This is a genomic window from Nostoc sp. 106C (assembly GCF_002154725.1).
In the GTDB taxonomy this organism is placed as follows: domain Bacteria; phylum Cyanobacteriota; class Cyanobacteriia; order Cyanobacteriales; family Nostocaceae; genus Aulosira.
In genome coordinates this window covers 1-17,036 of sequence record NZ_MTAW01000187.1, presented here as the reverse complement: position 1 = coordinate 17,036, position 17,036 = coordinate 1, and the positions used below count along the sequence as shown (strand labels likewise).

The following is a 17,036-nucleotide window of genomic DNA, read 5'->3' as shown; positions in this document are numbered from 1 at the left end:
TCACATTGCTAATCTTCAAAAATCTAACTATTGGTATTCTAGGAATATACCCGATGGTAGATGTCATAAACTACTTGACTTCAATCCCCTTTTCTAGGACTTCCCGAATCAGCTGAGCGCGCTGTTTGGCAGCCTCCGCCTCTCGTTCCATTTGTTGTGCTGCCAATTTGAGGTTGCGATCGCGCATTCTGGAAGCCATGCGTTCTGAAAGCATAGCTTTTTCTTGCAGTGCCCTTATAGCGCTCCACAACGCCTCCTCCAAGACCTCAGACTGCATTGCCAAAAGAGTTTCTGCACCGAAAGCATGACCTACATGGCACTTAAAACGCAACATTTTTCCTTCTTCAATTTCCCAGAGGGAACCACCACAATCAGGACAGGTGAATGTTGATGGTTTACCTGCTAGATCACCAGATTCCGCTTCCATATTTGATTGTGCTAGATCGGATTCAAGGTTACTTTGTTGGGAGTTTTCTGTCGGCGTATTAGCTAGAGTTACTAAGATAGATGGTATTTCTGACAGTGGCAAAATGTAGTCAATGTCGTCTACATTTTCAAGGGCGCTGTGCGGCATTGACGAATACATTGCATCATCGGGGTCTTGAACAACTGCCACACCGCCCCGCATTTTGACTGCCATCAGTCCTGCGGTGCCATCGTCCAGCATCCCCGTTAGCACTACAGCTACCACCCGTCGTCCGTAGGCTCGTGCTGCGGTGCGAAACAGTGGATCAATGGCTGGGCGATGATGGTTCTCTCTTGGCCCCTTTGTCAACTGCAAATATCCAGGTTTTACCCGTAGGTGATAGTCAGGTGGAGCAACATAGATTCTTCCTTTCTCGATGGCTTCACCATCTTGGGCTGTAGAAGCTGGCAATTTTCCGGCACTATTCAAAATCTCCGCCAAAATAGACGGACTTTCGCTGTGTACGTGAACAACTACCATGACAGCGGCATTCAGAGCAGCTGGCAACTGCTTAACTAAATCAGTTAATGCCGTAACTCCGCCTGCCGATCCGCCGACAACGATCAGATCGTGTACACTTGCCTGCTGTTGGTTTTGAGCCATTTCTATCCTTGTTGGGATGAGCAGAAACCTCGTTTACCATCTAAAATCTTGTCTCTGCACTTGAGTAATCTCTACAAATTAAGCTAGGAAATTGCTCAGAAATTATCTTTAACCCTAAGGTAGATCTAGCAGTATTAATTTATCTGCTGAATGTAGCTTTACTTACCTCATCGGGTAAATGTTGTTCTAACCAGTTTTCTAGGTCAGCCAGTACTTCTTGGTAATTGAGGTCACTTTGCAGTTCGTGATAGGCTTCGGGATACACCACTCGCAGCTTATCTTTGTAGGGTACTAACTGGTAAAATATTTCACCTCCCTCTGGTAAAGCTACCCGGTCGGCTCCACCGTGGAGAATTAATAGTGGCAATTGCCAATCAGCAGCGTGGGAATAAATCCAAGCAACTGTGGCAAAATACTCAGTAGCCAGACGGGCAGTGCCTAAGGTATGGCGTAGGGGATCTTGGGCGTAAGCCACTAAAATTTTCTCATCTCTTGAACCAGCAGACAGGTCAATACCAGTATTTAGGGTGAACTGCGGCCAGATGCGGGAGAGGAGTTTTCCTATAAGTAGCCGAACTTTTGACACGCCTACTTTTCCTATAGCTGGTGCAAGTGCGATCGCACCCTGCAATGTCGATGCTTCTGTAGGATGGCGCAAAATGTAGTCTAAGACAACTACTCCACCTAAGCTGTGACCCATAACAAAAATTGGGCAGCCTGGATGCTGGGTTTTAATTAACTCGATGAAGGCTTTCAAGTCTTCACGAAACTCCGCCCAACTATTGATATGGCCTCGCTGTCCTGGTGAGCGTCCATTACCACGCTGATCCAAAGCGTAGACAGCATATTGTTGAGGCAAAAGCTGCTCAATTACATTTCCATACCGTCCGCTATGCGCTCCCAATCCATGCACAATGACCAATATCGCCCGTAATTTACCTTCTGGTAACCACCTTTGGTAATACAGGTCAAGCTTTCCCGCTCCTTTGAAAGTACCTTCACTGTGGTAAAACATAGTGTTAATTTTTGGCATTTTTTCTGAAGTTTCTCACCATAGATTGGTTAATACGATGAAATCAAGAACTAAGATTTATTTACGAATTCAAAGAGGTTATTATTCACAATAATTCTAGGGACTTTGTGACTCAAAACTGCGCTGATGGGGCAACTTCTCAGGCACCAGAAAATCAAACACAATCAAATAGCTTACCGCTTTTGACTACTGAAGCAATCCAGCGGGTGCAAGAGGGTTTGGCTGCGGCTGTTGATCCAGCTGTTCGCCAGAGGATAGGGGAAACGCTCAAGCAATTGGCAACAATTACTGTGGAGCATTCCGAACCGAAAGCTAGTGGAGGTTTGCGTCGCTTCGTATTGCGATCGCTCATTCATGCTTTTTTCCGTGTGCGGGTAGAAAACTTAGAAAGATTGCCGCAAAAACCTGCAATTCTGGCTGTTAACCATCTCCATCACATCGATCCCTTTCTCTTACTAGGCGAAATCCCCGCCCAACCTTATTACTACATCCTTGGTGATGCCCGTACCCTCTACAACAAATGGTGGAAGCGCCTGATCCTCAGCTTTGCTGGGGGTGTAATTCCTTTGGAAAGGATGTGGAAAGAAGAATTTGCTGTCATTGCAGAGGCTAAAGCAGGACGACAAGACTTGCTAGAGTTAGCGACAGCAATTGAACAGAACGTACCCACAGGCAGAGATATCCAAACACTACGACAAATCGATCGCATTGTGCTAGCAATCTTGGCTCGTGGTGATGGCATAGTTCTGTTTCCGGAGGGACGGCTAGGAGAAACTGAGGGTAAGTTGCATGTCCCCTTGAAGCGAGGGACTGTAATTTATGCCCTAAAATCTGGCGTACCCATAGTACCAATAGCATTGATTGGGACTCATGACCTCTATCTAAGAAAAGAACTAACTATTCGATTTGGTCAGCCGTTATACTTTTCTCCCGTTACTACACCAAAGCGTCAGGAAGTCGATGCAGTTGTTTTGGCAGTGCAAGATGCAATGCTTGCTTTATTACCTACAAATTACCAAGAACCAACTGGACCAAAGCTATTGCGTAATTTCCTTAATCACTTATTTTGGTAAAGAATTACTTTTCTAAAAAGTTTGTCACCTTAAAATTGGATGTACCTTCCCAACAGTGGTTCAAACATACATTGAGCCTGGCATTTGGTGCATCAGCCGATTCACTGCCTGCATTAAACTGCACAGCAGTTACAGTGTACTCAAAAATAATTACACACTGTTTTGTAGGCGACATTCTCTCAACCACAATTGTTTCCCCAATCTTTGGGATTTGAGGTAAATCCACAACAAACGTTTCCATCTTTGGTTTTTCTAGTGGATTTTTGAAATTGAAGTACTTACAGTAAACAGTAACTTTCACTATAAAAACCACCAATAGTATTCGACAATTAAAAATTCAAAATAGAAAAACTGAGAGAGTTGGTATCAGACCATTTTGGATTGTGAAACAACTATTGGATAAGCGTTTCAGACTTCCATCTGTCGCAATCATTTTTCAAATTGCTATAAGTATCCTAATACAGCACGGCGCAAATAAATATATCACCTAACACAGTGACTAAAACTTTAAATAATAGTCTTTTAACTTTTGACTTACTCGGTAACGATACTAGCTTACTTAACTCGCAACAGACCCTGCAAAAAGCTAATAATGTTTCCAAGTATTGTTTCTAACCACAGCATAATACTATCAAGCAATTCTAAAATTTGTTCTAAAATGTGCTTTTCATATCCAACTAGTGTTGCTTTTGTTTCTATCCAATCTGGTTTTGCCTCTACTTGAGTACTTTGGTAACGCTGAGAAATTTCTCCTTTTTTACGATTACTGCTAGGTTTGGAAATCTGAGATTTGGTTTGTTTGGCAGAGTTAACTTTGTCAGATTTTTTCTGAGCAGGAGAGAGATTCTCAGATGATTTTTTCTTTTTTCCTAACCCAGCATTTAATTGTGGTAGTTGTAAAAATTTTTGATAACTCTTAATCAAATTGTTTGACGCAGAAGGTGTTGCTGATGGACTGGAGGGTAGTGTTGAATTTGTCTTTGGGGAGGTTGTAACTAGCTGTTCTACAGGCGTCTCAGAGTCACCAAACAAATCATTCCATGTCAACCAAGGATCTGCACTTAAAACCTCATTCTGCAACTGGCGGCTGTTAGATAGAGGTAATCGTCTACCTGGTAATTTTGTTTTAGTCTCTCTATTATCTAGTTTTTTGTCAGTACCATTACCAAAAAAGTAATTCAGCGCTGCCGCAAACAAAGCTTGAATATTTAGTGTTTGAGTTTCTAAACTATCAGTATTAACTGTAATTTGTCCTCTAGCTGCTAAATGCTCTTTGCCATAAAGAAATATATTGAACTGAGCTTGGGCAACTTGGATAATCTCTCGGCTGCGTTGTTGTATTGGCACTAAAGCATTTGATTCTAAATTTGCCACAACTGCATCTAGAAATTCCAAAGCTCTTGGTGAATTTGGTAAGTAATTAGACTCATTTACCTCCTCAGTTACCGTACCTGGACTTAGAATATTTATCTGTTCTGGATTACCACCAGTGAGCTTAGTTAATAAGCGTTTAATTTCTGGTAATAAATTAGTTTGTTTTGTTTCTTCTAATAAGCGCCTAGAACGCCAGTAGTTAGCAACTTCACTAATAATTAAGCTTTCTAATTTTGCTTGCTCTTGCGGTGTTAAAACATCCAAAATTTCATTATCCGCAGTAATCAGTAATAAATTGCGCTTCTCTATATCTGTAGCAATTCCCTGTACCATTGGATGTATAGGTGAGGGGTTGAGATTGCCTGCTGGATGCTCTGAAATAGTTAATGATTGAGAAAGACCAGAGTTATTGCTTGGTTTACGAGGAATAAATTTCAACCATAAGGATTCTAAAACCGCCAAGGGATTTGCAGGTGCCGATATGCTATTTGAAGATGTAGCAGGGGTTTCCGCAAATGGTAAATTTTTGACAGTCTCTAGTACGTTCTCAATAGGAGTATCAACATCTGGGGGAGTTGCTGCTTCTAACTGTAGTCTGGTTTGAGGTTCTTTACTATACAGAGCTTTCTTTGAAGATTCGGTTGACTGCAACAGCAGGTATACAGGGTAAAGTAGTACTCCAACACCCCATTTAGTAGCAACTTGTACATACCGGATGGTGTGTTCCAGCTGTTCTGTCAACCGCCGAGATTGCTGGTTAACGAAGTTAAATATTCTGCTTTGATAACGACCAGAGGAACCAGAAGGCATGGTAGTGATTTGTTAGTTAGAGCTTGATTGATCTGCGAGACTCCCACTGCACAGTCAAAACGACAAACTGTTAATTATCGTAAGTGCCCTGATTTTAGCCAAAATATGACCCTTCCTGTAAGCCAATCTCATACTAATTTAATATCAGAAGCAATTGCGCAACTGCGCTCTTGTTGTCAAGTAAATCTTCAGTCTACCTGGCTATACCAAGAATCTGACTGGAATATTACTGATGTTGCTGCATCGGATTTATCTCAATGGTCACCTGTCGAGCTAAATGCTAAAGGAAATATTGCTTGGACAGCTGGGAAGAAAGTGTTGTGGCTGGCTCAAAAGTTGATAGTTCCCCAGGATTTACAGGGTTATCCCTTGATTGGGTTGTCTTTGCGGCTAGCACTGCTTTGGTGGGCTGATGCTGCTGAGATTTATGTAAATGGGGAGCTAGTGCTGGAGGGAGATTTATTTGATTGCTCACCCAGAGTACTTCTGAGCCAGGGAGTGACGCCAGGGGACGAATTTATTGTGGCTTTACGGCTGGTGAGTCCGGGACATGATGATGGTGCTTTAGTGCGATCGCTCCTTGTCTACGAATCTCCTGATTATAATCGTCCTGATGCCGGTTTTATCGCTGATGAGTTGGCTGTGGTGCAGCTTTATTTGGAACAGTTTGCACCAGATAAGTTAGATGTTTTGGTGGGGGTGGTGAGGAAGGTAACGAACCGCAGAGGCGCAGAGAACGCAGAGGAAGAAAAGAAAGAGTGGGAAACAATACTCTTGTCTGTACGCAAAAACCTAGTTCAATCCAAAATCCAAGTTGCGCTGGAAGCGCACCAAAGGTGCGACCTAAAATCTAAAATCTATTTGGTTGGTCATGCTCACTTAGATTTAGCATGGCTATGGCCTGTCAGTGAAACCTGGAATGCAGCACAACGTACTTTTGAGTCGGTGCTAAAGTTGCAAAAAGATTTTCCAGAGTTAATTTACTGCCATTCGATGCCAGCACAGTATGCTTGGATTGAAGAACATCGCCCAGATTTATTTAAGGCCATTCAAGAGGCGGTAGCTGCTGGACGTTGGGAAGTTATCGGTGGTTTGTGGGTGGAACCAGAATTAAATTTGATTGCTGGGGAATCAATTGTCCGTCAGCTATTGTATGGTCAGCGCTATACCCAGGCAAAATTCGGCAAGATTTCGCCTGTAGCATGGTTACCCGATAGCTTTGGTTTTTGTGCAACTTTACCGCAGTTTTTCGTCAATGCTGGGATTGAATATTTTGTCACCCAAAAGTTGCTGTGGAACGATACTACTAAATTTGATTATGGAGCTTTCTGGTGGCGATCGCCTGATGGCAGTCAAGTATTTAGTATGATGTCTGCACTCATTGGTGAAGGTATCAATCCAGTGAAGATGGCAGCTTACACCTATGAATGGCAAACTAAAACTGGAATAAAAGATGCCCTGTGGCTCCCTGGTGTTGGCGATCATGGCGGTGGCCCTACGCGTGATATGTTAGAAACTGCCCAACGCTGGCAACACTCACCTGTTTTCCCTGACTTGGAATTTACAACTACGGAAAAATATTTACAGCAAATCAGCAATTTCTCCGCGTCCTCCTTCCCTGTCTGGGAAGATGAACTTTACTTAGAATTCCATCGCGGTTGCTACACTACCCACGGAGATCAAAAACGATGGAATCGGCGTTGTGAAGGTTTATTGTACCAAGCTGAATTATTTGCAACTTTGGCAAGCATCAGTTGTGGTGTGGAATATCCGAAAGCAGAAATCGAAACAGCTTGGAAGCAGCTACTATTTCAGCAGTTTCACGATATTTTACCCGGTTCTTCAATTACCCAAGTTTATCTGGATGCCCTGCCGGAATGGCAACAAGTTGAACAAATAGGAACGAAGATATTACAAGAATCATTGTTAGCGATCGCATCCCACATCAACCCATCACAACCACCACAACCAAATAGTTTACCTGTTGTCGTTTTCAATTCGCTGAATTGGCAACGTTCTGAGGTGGTTTCTATCACTTTACCCAAAACTGCTAACCAACAATGGCAAGTTTACGATGTTTCTGGAAAGCAACTGGTATCTCAGCTAAGTGAACCATCAACTCTGCTATTTCTCGCCACCGACATTCCCGCCGTCGGCTACCGCCTATTTTGGCTTGTTCCCAGTTCTCCTTTTCCCCCTACCCCACCGCTTCCATCTGACTGGGTTCTCGAAAATGAATTCCTGCGAGTTGTTGTTAACCCCAACACAGGAGATTTATCCAGTGTTTTTGATAAAACTAATCAACGCGAAGTATTGAGTGGTGCAGGTAATCAACTGCAAGCTTTTCAAGATAGCGGACAATATTGGGATGCTTGGAATATTGATCCCAATTATACCCAGCATCCTTTACCGCCAACTACTCTCAAATCAATTCAGTGGCTAGAAAAAGGTGCAGTGCAAAGCCGTTTGCGGGTGGTGCGTCAGTTGGGTGAATCAGAATTTTGCCAAGACTATATATTGTCAGTTGGTGTACCTCTACTCAAAATTGCCACAATTGTTAATTGGCAAGAAAATCACGTGTTGGTGAAAGCTGCTTTTCCTCTCAACGTTACAGCAGACTTTGCTACATATGAAATTCCCTGTGGTGCAATTCGCCGCCCAACTAAACCCCAAACCCCCGCAGAAAAAGCAAAGTGGGAAGTACCAGCTTTACGTTGGGCTGATTTGACTGAAGAAATAGATGAATGTGTCTATGGAGTTAGTTTGCTGAATGATTGTAAATACGGTTACGACAGTCAACCAAATCAATTACGCCTGACTCTACTACGCAGTCCTAACTGGCCGAATCCCGAAGCCGACCGAGGTTTTCATCAATTTACCTATGCTTTATACCCCCACGCTGGTAGCTGGGAGTCAGCCCATACAGTCAAGCGTGGCTATGAGTTGAATATTCCGCTGCAAGTAATTGTAAATCCCCTGATAACTCAGAACTCAGAACTCAGCACTACTGACAAAATGAGTTTCCTAAATCTATCCGCTGATAATTTAATCTTAATGGCATTCAAGCAATCTGAAGATGATCCACAACAGTTGATTCTGCGTTGTTATGAATGTCACGGCGATACAGCTAAGTTATCTTTGCATAGTGATTTAAGATTAGATTTGGGAGAGCCAGTAGATTTATTGGAGCGTTCTGTTACTACCAAATTCTCATCTGAGCAACAAATCTTTACAATTGAGCCTTGGAAAATTCTCAGTTTTAAGATCATACCAGAAAATTAACCCTGATTTTTACAGACGCAATTCATAGCGTCTGTAACCTTATGTACGTTTAGTCTTCGTGGTCTTCAAATGGATCTGCTAATTCCTTGCTGGGAGGTCCAAAAGAGATATAGATTCCCCACGCAGTGATGGCTATAACAACGGCAGCGACAGAAATGCTAAGAACTATTGCGGGTTCCATAATTGAGCGATAGATTATGAGTGCTATTCTTATAGAATATTACAGAAGATTAAAAAAAGCTTTGGCAAGTAATCTTAGGTGAACTATGGCACAAAGGACTAGGTTGGGAGATATACTGAGACCCCTGAACTCTGAGTATGGTAAAGTAGCTCCGGGTTGGGGAACTACACCTGTAATGGCTGTTTTTATGCTATTATTTTTCGTTTTTCTGCTGATTATTCTACAAGTCTATAACAAGACCATCCTGATCCAGGATGTATTTGTCGATTGGCGGAGTATAGGTCGTTAACTTATACAAGGCTATTGAGCTTTTAGAATCATCGAAGCTACACCCGGCTCGTCCGGGTTTTTTTGTAGATTTCATATTGAAAAAATTAATCCAAAACAAGTCAACATAGATAAATGGGAAGATAGTATTCTCCCTCCCAGCTTAACCTGTAGATTTATAGGAGAAACCCCATGAATATATTTGGTATTGGTCTGCCCGAAATGGCTGTAATTTTTGTAGTAGCACTATTAGTCTTTGGCCCGAAAAAGTTGCCAGAGATTGGTCGTAGCTTGGGTAAAGCAATTCGTGGCTTTCAAGAAGCTTCTAATGAATTTCAAACCGAGTTCAAGCGCGAAGCAGAACAAATAGAACAAGCTGTAAAAACTACTGCTGAAATTGAACCCAAGCAAATCGAAGCAGCCGAATTGGAGCATGACACTGCTAGTTCTTCTCCAAAAAGCTAAATTAGGTGCTGCATATCGATTGACTAGAGTCAAAATGACAGAGGCTGTTACAAAACCAGTTTTGGTAATTCCCCAGCTAATTGTCGGGTTGGGGAATCCAGAGCCTAAATATGACCAAACGCGCCACAATATTGGCTTTGCGGCTATTGATGCTCTTTCGCGTGCGTGGCAAATTCCCTTAACAGAAAATCGTAAGTTTCAAGGGGAATACGGTGAAGGTGTTGCGCCGATTGGCGGTAAAATCCGCTTACTGAAGCCGTTGACTTACATGAATCGCTCAGGACAAGCTATACAAGCAGTTACTAGTTGGTATAAATTGCCGCCAGAGTCAGTGTTGGTAATTTATGATGATATGGATTTACCTTTAGGAAAGACTCGCCTGCGCTTGTCTGGCTCGGCTGGGGGACATAATGGAATGAAAAGTGCGATCGCACATTTGAGTTCCCAAAACTTTCCACGGTTGCGTATCGGTATTGGTAAACCAAAAGGTGCAGCCAATACCGACGATTCTGGGGCTGTCTCTCATGTGCTGGGACGTTTTTCTGCTAGCGAAACTCAAATGATGTCTCTTGTACTTCAATTTGTGATTGAGTGCATAGAACTCAGCCTCAAACAAGGAGTAGAAAAGGCTATGAACCGTTGTAACAGCCGCACCATCGATACTTCTGAATCTTAGTCAGCTGGCTCAGAAAAAAACTAAACGGTTATTTTACATTAATTTTGGTTGATGGATAGCGGTGATCGCTAACTCCATCCAACCATACCTACGACATTTGAGACGCCCCAGACATGGGGAAAGGAATTAACTCACACCCCAATCAGGGCGCGGTAAATCTTCATTAATTTTGTAAGAATCATGGCAACGTCTTGTTGTTTGTTTAAGAACTTGTCTTCAAACAGCGCCACTACGAAAATAGGTTTATTTAAAACGTCGTTTGCGTCTAGCTGCCACTGCCTTACGTTTACGCTTTTCCAACGGTGTTTCAAAGTGCCGATGATATTTTACGTCAGCTAATATACCAGCTTTGGAAACCTGGCGTTTAAACCGACGCAATGCTGAATCTATTCCTTCGTTCTCTCCTAAAACCACTTGGGTCATTGCTTACCGTATCCTCATAATCGATCAGTTTCCATTGTAATAGCAGCCCCTAACTTAGCAAAACTCCCACCAAGAACTATTAAAAAACGCAGTTGTTGTAGTTGAGGTAGGTTATCTGTGCTGTTTAAACGGGGGAAATCTTCATCTCTAACGCCATTGCTATGGGATTCGAGAATATTAGGCGTAGACGCAAAGCGGCTTGTCGCCAGACATCGCACCGTCAAATTTCCTTGACTATATTAAAGTTCAAGTGGAAACTGTTTTTCAAGCATAAATACTTATAAAAACTAAAATAAAAAATTTGGAAGTGTTGATGTGAGTAGATGTACGGTTTTGGGATTAATAAAGGTGTAAAGCTTTTTTCACAAAACAGGCTTCAAAAGGAAAAAATTTATGTATCAGCAACTTTTTTGTAAAGTTGTGGATAGTTTCCCTAACAGAAAAGCTATTTTCTGGATTTCAGGATTAGCGATCGCTATATTTAGTACAGCCTGTACTCCCACTCGTGAAAGTTCATCTGCAACTCAACCAATTACTGCTGAGTCGCCTGGTAGCGTACCCAATCAAGCGGAAGACGAACAAGCAACTCTCACAATGGCAGTCATTCCTTGGCAGGTTACAACTGAGCAAGAAAAGCAACTTCAACCTTTGGCTAACTATTTAACTCAAGCACTGAAGCGACCCTTTAAATTTCAAATTACTAAGGACTATGATCAAGCGGTTGAAGCCTTAATTCAAGGAAAAGCAGAACTAGCATACCTCGGGCCGAGTAGCTACATCGCAGCCCGTCTTCGCGATCCTAAAATTGAACCCCTTGTTTCCCCAATTAATCAAGATACCAAGCGACCTTGGTACACATCTGTAATTATTACTAGCAACAGTAGTAGCATTAAAACTCTACAAAATTTGAAAGGCAAGCGATTTGCTTTTGTCACCAAGTTATCGACTTCTGGATATATAGTACCAATGGCTCATTTTCAGGACATAGGTATTAATCCTGAACAAGACTTTACAAAAGTGATATTTTCTGGTTCACATGATAAATCAAAGCAAGCTTTAGCCAAAGGAGAAGTTGATGCGATCGCAGATGATCGGCGATCCTATACTGAGCAAGTTAAACAGGGAAAGTTTGACCCAAGAAAATACACAATTATCTGGGAATCTGTTCCTCTTCCTAGCGTACCTATAGTTGCTTCTAGTAAAGTCTCTATCGAATTAAAAAATGCCTTGAAAAAGGCACTGATTGACGCACCAGCAGGGTTGATAGATCCTAGTGGTGCTATCGGAGCCGGATATACTTTGGTGCAAGATGGAGATTACGACATTGTTAGAGACTTTCAAAAGCGAGTTACAACAAAATAGGGCGACACCAATTTATGCGAATCACAACCAAGTGCATTGGGTCGTCTGCGATTGTCGTTGGACTAGTTGTTTCCACTTTAATTGGCGGTGACATATTCATCAGGCAAGCTGAAGGGAAAGCGCAGGATACTCAAGCAAAAAATGCTAAATCTTTGACAACTATCTTGAAAATAAATGTTGCTTTAAATAACCAAGTAGCTGCACTCAAAGACATGATTTTGCTGAGGCGAGATATTGCCAATCAGGTGAAATATGAAGAAGCATTATCTGGATTCATCACAGATTTGTCTGAGCTAGAAAACTTAAATCCAGGGATAGCTTCGGAGTTAGGCAAAATCCGCGATCGCCATAGTCTTCTTGCTGAATTAGTTACAGAGCTAACCAGTCAATCTCAAGTCAATAAACCCTTAGAATTAGCTGAATCTCAACAAGATTTCCGTGTGATCAATGCTTTTTCTCGGGATATTGAACTTTATTTAAATACCTTAATTCAGAAACTACAAAAACAAGATATTTTAGCAAAGCAAGACTTTGAGCATTTCAAACAAAATACTCAACTGGCTAGACAAATTCTTATCTTATCTATCTTGTTAATTTTTATCGGTCAATTATTGTTGATTTTTCTACCTGTAATTCGCTCAATTCAAAAGTTACAACAAGGAGCAGCAATCATTGGCAGGGGAAATCTAGAATACCGCTTAGATATTCAAACCAAAGATGAAATTGAACAACTTGCAGATGCATTTAATCAGATGGCTACAACCTTATCTGAATCATATCGCTCCTTGGAGGTAAAAAAAGAACTTGCCGACCGGGCGAACCGTGCAAAAAGTGAATTCTTGGCTAATATGAGCCACGAATTACGAACACCACTCAATGGCATTTTAGGTTATGCTCAAATTCTCCAACGCGATAGCAGCTTAACTACTAAACAACAAGATGGCTTAAGAATTATTCATCAATGCGGTTCACATTTGCTAACATTAATCACTGACATTTTAGATTTATCTAAAATTGAAGCTCAGAAAATGGAACTTTACAACCATGACTTCCATTTTCCCGCATTTTTGCAAAGTGTTGTGGAAATTTGTCGAATTCGTGCTGACCAAAAAGGTATCTCGTTTATTTATCAACCAACTTCGGATTTACCTATTGGTGTTTGGGCAGATGAAAAGCGACTGCGACAAGTGTTAATTAATTTGTTAGGCAATGCTATTAAGTTCACAGAAAAAGGAGGAGTGAAGTTTGATGTTAGCTGTGTTGAGCAACCTTCATTAACCGAAAATAGCCAACAAATAACTAAGACAATTCGCTGCCAAATTGCTGACACCGGGATTGGTATGAGTCAAGAACAGGCAGCTAAAATATTTTTACCGTTTGAGCAAGTAGGAGATACTAAAAAGCAATCAGAAGGTACGGGGCTAGGTTTAGCTATTAGCCAGAAGATTGTGCAATTAATGGGCAGTACAATTCAGGTCAAAAGTGAGTTAGGTCAAGGTAGTACTTTTTGGATTGACTTAAACTTGCAAGAATCGATTGATTGGATACAATCGGCTAGAGTTATAACTGCTGGCAAAATTGTTGGCATCGCCAGTGGTAAACGCAGAATTTTGATTATTGATGATAAGTGGGAAAACCGTTCTGTTGTTGTCAATCTGCTAGAGGAAATTGGGTTTGAAATGGCAGAAGCAACTGACGGTCAGGAAGGTTTAGAAAAAGCTTTACAATTTTTGCCTGATTTAATAATTACTGACTTGACAATGCCTGTAATGGATGGCTTTGAACTAACACGTCGCCTCCGACAAATGCCAGAATTTGGGGAATTGGTAATTATTGTTTCATCTGCTAGCGTATTTGAATCTGACGAACACAAGAGTATAGGAGTTGGTGCAGATGACTTTCTCCCAAAACCTGTACATGCTGATGATTTGCTAGAAAAGTTACAGAAATATTTACAGATTGAATGGATTTACGAAAATGTCCCAGGAAATTCGGAACATGAAACACTTATAAAGACTCATCAGCAAAATAGTTTTAGCGTAGCTATTCCTAAAAAAATTATCGGAATTACTGGCAATAAACGAAAAATATTGATTGTCGATGACAATATAGACAACCGTTCAGTAATTATTAATCTTCTAGGAGATATGGGCTTTGAAATAGCAGAAGCATTTAACGGTCAAGAAGGCTTAGTTAAAGCAGTTCAATTTCAACCAGACTTGATTATTACTGACTTAGCTATGCCTGATATGGATGGGATGGAAATGAGCAGTCGCCTCCGAAGGCTACCAGAATTTTATAAGTTGCCAATTATGTTTTCTTCTACCGAGATATTTCATTCTGAAGAGCATCAAAGTCTAGAATCAGGCGTAAATGATTTTCTGCTAAAACCAGTGCAAGTAGAGAATTTATTGGAGAAGTTACAGCAACACTTGCAATTTGAGTGGATTTATGATGCGCCACAAGAACAAGAAACTTTAGAACTCGCTTCTGTTGATGTTAACCAAAAAAGTACTGACTCAATTGTGATTCCACCTGAAGAAATTGAGCAACTTTGGGAATTAGCAATGCGGGGTAACATTAAAGCTATTCGAGAGCAAGCACAACAGCTAAAAAATTTAGATGAAAAGTTTCTACCTTATGCTGAAGAGTTACTGCAACTAGCAAAAAGCTTTCAAATCGAAAAAATTAAGGAATTAATTCAGTTATATCGAGGAAGTGAACAATGAATATACCTGCTCTTGAAACAGGTGTAATTTTGATTGTAGATGATAACCCTAATAATTTGGAAGTGCTATCGGAAGCATTGATAGATACTGGTTGGGAGATATTGGTTGCTGTAAATGGTGAAGGTGCGATCGCTCAAGCTGAATATGCTTGTCCTGATATCATTTTATTGGATGTGATGATGCCGGGAATTGATGGATTTACCACCTGCGATCGCTTAAAATCAAATCCTCTAACCTGTGATATCCCGATAATCTTTATGACAGCCCTCTCCGACACTGTCGATAAAGTCAAAGGATTCAGTTTGGGCGCAGTAGATTACATTACTAAGCCATTTGAGCAAGAAGAAGTATTGGCTCGTGTTAAGACTCATCTCAAAATCCGTAACCTCACCAAGCAACAGCAAGCTCAAAATCAGCAACTTAAACAAGAAGTAGCAGAACGTCTTGCCGTTGAAGCTAAGTTACAAAAACTGACTCAAGAGTTAGAGCAACGGGTGGAAGAAAGAACATCTCAACTGTCTCAAGCTCTACATAATCTTCACCAAGCTCAAGTTAGCTTGGTACAACGAGAAAAAATGTCTGCCCTTGGTGAATTGGTGGCCGGAATTGCCCATGAAATTAATAATCCAGTCAACTTTATTTTAGGAAATCTTGGTCACGCCTCAGAATATACTCAAAGTTTTATTGATTTATTACGTCTCTATCAAAAATATTATCCTCAGCCTGAGGAAGAAATAGCCAACAAAATAGATGAAATTGATATAGATTACTTGATATGCGACTTTCCAGAAATCATCTCATCTATGCATAAAGGCACAAAGCGGATGACACAGATGATTCATGCACTCAGGCACTTTTCTCGTCGAGATGATACAGTCGCTCAACCTACAGATATTCATGAAGGTATTGACTCTACATTATTAATTTTGCAATACCGCCTCAAAGCTAACCCTGAACGCCCGGAAATTCAAGTTATTAAAGAGTATGGAACTTTGCCGCTTGTAGAATGTTTTCCGGGTCCGCTGAACCAAGTTTTTATGAATCTCTTCGCTAATGGAATTGATGCAATAGAAGAGTCATTTGTTAATAGTAATTTTTCAGTGCCAGAGTACCAAGGAAAGATTACAGTTCGTACTGATATCAATGAACAAAGCTCAGGAGTGATAATTCAAATTGCCGACAATGGTATTGGCATGACAGAAGAAGTCAAACAACGATTATCTGAACCGATGTTTACTACTAAACCTGTAGGCAAAGGAACTGGTTTAGGATTGTCTATTAGTCGGCAAATTATTGAAGAAAAACATAGTGGAACTATTCGGTTCCAGTCTGAATTAGAGAAAGGCACAGAATTTTGGATTGAAATTCCTGTTGTTATAAACTAAAGGAGAGTATTGCTACTCTCCTAATTAATTGTGGAAATTTAGAGCTTAATGGTGAAGGTGAGCTTGACGTTCACGCAATTCACGAGCTTGTTGTTCGCGGATTTGACGTTCACGCAATTCACGAGCTTGTTGTTCACGCAGTTGACGTTCACGCAATTCACGAGCCTGTTGTTCGCGAATTTGACGTTCATGTAATTCACGAGCTTGTTGTTCACGCAGTTGACGTTCACGCAATTCACGAGCGCGTTGTTCACGCAGTTGAGTGTCACGAAGTACGTTACTATGATTAACAGCAACAGTATTAATATGAAAATTATCATGCTGATATTTAACTTCAGCAGCATTAGCATTTTGGGAAAGAGTAGCAGTTGAAGCAGCTGCTAACAAGCCTCCAAGAAGAATAGATTTAAAACGGTTCATATACTTTTTAATCTGCCTCACATTCCTGAATTTGGATATTCCTAAAGTACTCGGTATAATCAGGGTGACGCCTGTAACAAAAGTCATGTTTAAATAGTTACTTTTGTCACTCACAAGATGGGCAACAGATAAATTATCGAAAGTTCTTATGCTCTTATGAAAAGTAAATCAAATTTAAGTAAGACACTCGATAATTGAAGTATATTTTCGTTTTTGCAACGGGCAGTTTGCTCAAGTCGGGAAACCCGCCCATGCAACTGCCCTCATTTTCGTGTCTTTGTGATTTAAAACTAATTTATTCACCACAAAGACACCAAGAAAAATCCATTTCTGAGACTGATACCAATTCACGAAAATCCTGATACACATAAATTTTTCGTAGGGGTTTAGCAATGCTCATTGGTGTCAACTTAAGCTCAACGCTTATCCCACATACGTTTTACCCCACCCCTTAATCCCCTCCCCCGAAGTTTGCTCAACGGGGGGG

Annotated in this window: 16 protein-coding genes; 8 read left to right on the top strand and 8 right to left on the bottom strand. The window is 41.0% G+C overall.

Features of this window, described 5'->3' with window-relative positions; all coding sequences use genetic code 11:
* Positions 1 to 70: 70 nt before the first annotated feature.
* Both BV375_RS28875 and BV375_RS28870 read right to left on the bottom strand, forming a co-directional pair.
* Positions 71 to 1,069, bottom strand: coding sequence for a chemotaxis protein CheB (locus BV375_RS28875; RefSeq protein ID WP_086766898.1), 999 nt, complete (start codon positions 1,067 to 1,069; stop codon positions 71 to 73).
* 139 nt (positions 1,070 to 1,208) lie between these two features.
* Positions 1,209 to 2,084 (bottom strand): alpha/beta hydrolase, encoded by an 876-nt coding sequence (locus BV375_RS28870; RefSeq protein ID WP_086766971.1) that lies wholly within the window; start codon positions 2,082 to 2,084, stop codon positions 1,209 to 1,211.
* A gap of 200 nt (positions 2,085 to 2,284) precedes the next feature.
* On the opposite strand from BV375_RS28870, the gene BV375_RS28865 reads away from it, so the two are divergent.
* The gene (locus tag BV375_RS28865) at positions 2,285 to 3,175 is read left to right on the top strand and encodes a 1-acyl-sn-glycerol-3-phosphate acyltransferase (protein ID WP_086766969.1); all 891 of its coding nucleotides are present in this window, start codon (positions 2,285 to 2,287) and stop codon (positions 3,173 to 3,175) included.
* 4 nt (positions 3,176 to 3,179) lie between these two features.
* On the opposite strand, the gene BV375_RS28860 is transcribed toward BV375_RS28865, so the two are convergent.
* Together BV375_RS28860 and BV375_RS28855 are read right to left on the bottom strand one after the other, a co-directional pair.
* Complete coding sequence (locus BV375_RS28860; RefSeq protein WP_243714084.1) at positions 3,180 to 3,416, bottom strand: hypothetical protein; 237 nt, start codon at positions 3,414 to 3,416, stop codon at positions 3,180 to 3,182.
* Between the two features lie 314 nt (positions 3,417 to 3,730).
* Positions 3,731 to 5,359 carry a hypothetical protein gene (locus tag BV375_RS28855; protein WP_086766894.1) on the bottom strand — a complete coding sequence of 543 codons (1,629 nt, stop codon included), beginning with the start codon at positions 5,357 to 5,359 and terminating at the stop codon, positions 3,731 to 3,733.
* A gap of 105 nt (positions 5,360 to 5,464) precedes the next feature.
* Between BV375_RS28855 and BV375_RS28850 the strand changes: the two genes are divergently transcribed.
* Positions 5,465 to 8,641 carry an alpha-mannosidase gene (locus tag BV375_RS28850; protein ID WP_086766891.1) on the top strand — a complete coding sequence of 1,059 codons (3,177 nt, stop codon included), beginning with the start codon at positions 5,465 to 5,467 and terminating at the stop codon, positions 8,639 to 8,641.
* A gap of 49 nt (positions 8,642 to 8,690) precedes the next feature.
* Here the strand turns inward: BV375_RS28850 and psbN are convergent, their stop codons facing one another.
* Positions 8,691 to 8,822 carry a photosystem II reaction center protein PsbN gene (gene psbN / locus BV375_RS28845; RefSeq protein WP_086766889.1) on the bottom strand — a complete coding sequence of 44 codons (132 nt, stop codon included), beginning with the start codon at positions 8,820 to 8,822 and terminating at the stop codon, positions 8,691 to 8,693.
* 85 nt (positions 8,823 to 8,907) lie between these two features.
* Here psbN and psbH point away from each other — a divergent pair, with 85 nt between their 5' ends.
* From psbH to pth, 3 genes are all read left to right on the top strand, one after another.
* Positions 8,908 to 9,111 (top strand): photosystem II reaction center protein PsbH, encoded by a 204-nt coding sequence (gene psbH, locus BV375_RS28840; RefSeq protein ID WP_086686560.1) that lies wholly within the window; start codon positions 8,908 to 8,910, stop codon positions 9,109 to 9,111.
* Positions 9,112 to 9,281: 170 nt separating this feature from the next.
* Positions 9,282 to 9,554 carry a TatA/E family twin arginine-targeting protein translocase gene (locus BV375_RS28835; protein WP_086766887.1) on the top strand — a complete coding sequence of 91 codons (273 nt, stop codon included), beginning with the start codon at positions 9,282 to 9,284 and terminating at the stop codon, positions 9,552 to 9,554.
* 34 nt (positions 9,555 to 9,588) lie between these two features.
* Positions 9,589 to 10,230, top strand: a complete 642-nt coding sequence (gene pth / locus BV375_RS28830; protein ID WP_086766967.1) for an aminoacyl-tRNA hydrolase — start codon at positions 9,589 to 9,591, stop codon at positions 10,228 to 10,230.
* A 243-nt stretch (positions 10,231 to 10,473) separates the two neighbouring features.
* Here pth and rpsU read toward each other — a convergent pair whose 3' ends face one another.
* A complete protein-coding gene (gene rpsU / locus BV375_RS28825; RefSeq protein ID WP_008226419.1) occupies positions 10,474 to 10,653 on the bottom strand; it encodes a 30S ribosomal protein S21 in 180 nt (59 codons plus the stop codon).
* Positions 10,654 to 10,667: 14 nt separating this feature from the next.
* Entirely contained in the window at positions 10,668 to 10,871 is a 204-nt protein-coding gene (locus BV375_RS28820) for a hypothetical protein (RefSeq protein ID WP_086766885.1), read from the bottom strand.
* A 175-nt stretch (positions 10,872 to 11,046) separates the two neighbouring features.
* Between BV375_RS28820 and BV375_RS28815 the strand changes: the two genes are divergently transcribed.
* The 3 genes from BV375_RS28815 to BV375_RS28805 are packed head-to-tail and all read left to right on the top strand — an operon-like array spanning position 11,047 to position 16,129.
* Entirely contained in the window at positions 11,047 to 12,015 is a 969-nt protein-coding gene (locus BV375_RS28815; protein WP_086766883.1) for a phosphate/phosphite/phosphonate ABC transporter substrate-binding protein, read from the top strand.
* A 14-nt stretch (positions 12,016 to 12,029) separates the two neighbouring features.
* On the top strand, positions 12,030 to 14,744 hold the full coding sequence (locus BV375_RS28810) for a response regulator (protein WP_086766881.1): 2,715 nt from the start codon (positions 12,030 to 12,032) through the stop codon (positions 14,742 to 14,744).
* Entirely contained in the window at positions 14,741 to 16,129 is a 1,389-nt protein-coding gene (locus tag BV375_RS28805; RefSeq protein WP_086766879.1) for a response regulator, read from the top strand. The genes BV375_RS28810 and BV375_RS28805 overlap by 4 nt, the downstream gene beginning before the upstream one ends.
* Positions 16,130 to 16,174: 45 nt before the next feature.
* On the opposite strand, the gene BV375_RS28800 is transcribed toward BV375_RS28805, so the two are convergent.
* Positions 16,175 to 16,549: a hypothetical protein gene (locus BV375_RS28800; protein ID WP_086766877.1), complete on the bottom strand. Its 375-nt coding sequence runs from the start codon at positions 16,547 to 16,549 to the stop codon at positions 16,175 to 16,177.
* Positions 16,550 to 17,036 lie beyond the last annotated feature (487 nt).

What these genes read in the sequence shown, in the direction of transcription:
- BV375_RS28875 (WP_086766898.1), bottom strand. Translation starts at nt 1,069, where the DNA reads ATGGCTCAAAACCAACAGCAGGCAAGTGTACACGATCTGATCGTTGTC.
- BV375_RS28870 (WP_086766971.1), bottom strand. Translation starts at nt 2,084, where the DNA reads ATGTTTTACCACAGTGAAGGTACTTTCAAAGGAGCGGGAAAGCTTGAC.
- BV375_RS28860 (WP_243714084.1), bottom strand. Translation starts at nt 3,416, where the DNA reads ATGGAAACGTTTGTTGTGGATTTACCTCAAATCCCAAAGATTGGGGAA.
- BV375_RS28855 (WP_086766894.1), bottom strand. Translation starts at nt 5,359, where the DNA reads ATGCCTTCTGGTTCCTCTGGTCGTTATCAAAGCAGAATATTTAACTTC.
- BV375_RS28850 (WP_086766891.1), top strand. Translation starts at nt 5,465, where the DNA reads ATGACCCTTCCTGTAAGCCAATCTCATACTAATTTAATATCAGAAGCA.
- psbN (WP_086766889.1), bottom strand. Translation starts at nt 8,822, where the DNA reads ATGGAACCCGCAATAGTTCTTAGCATTTCTGTCGCTGCCGTTGTTATA.
- psbH (WP_086686560.1), top strand. Translation starts at nt 8,908, where the DNA reads ATGGCACAAAGGACTAGGTTGGGAGATATACTGAGACCCCTGAACTCT.
- BV375_RS28835 (WP_086766887.1), top strand. Translation starts at nt 9,282, where the DNA reads ATGAATATATTTGGTATTGGTCTGCCCGAAATGGCTGTAATTTTTGTA.
- pth (WP_086766967.1), top strand. Translation starts at nt 9,589, where the DNA reads ATGACAGAGGCTGTTACAAAACCAGTTTTGGTAATTCCCCAGCTAATT.
- rpsU (WP_008226419.1), bottom strand. Translation starts at nt 10,653, where the DNA reads ATGACCCAAGTGGTTTTAGGAGAGAACGAAGGAATAGATTCAGCATTG.
- BV375_RS28815 (WP_086766883.1), top strand. Translation starts at nt 11,047, where the DNA reads ATGTATCAGCAACTTTTTTGTAAAGTTGTGGATAGTTTCCCTAACAGA.
- BV375_RS28810 (WP_086766881.1), top strand. Translation starts at nt 12,030, where the DNA reads ATGCGAATCACAACCAAGTGCATTGGGTCGTCTGCGATTGTCGTTGGA.
- BV375_RS28805 (WP_086766879.1), top strand. Translation starts at nt 14,741, where the DNA reads ATGAATATACCTGCTCTTGAAACAGGTGTAATTTTGATTGTAGATGAT.
- BV375_RS28800 (WP_086766877.1), bottom strand. Translation starts at nt 16,549, where the DNA reads ATGAACCGTTTTAAATCTATTCTTCTTGGAGGCTTGTTAGCAGCTGCT.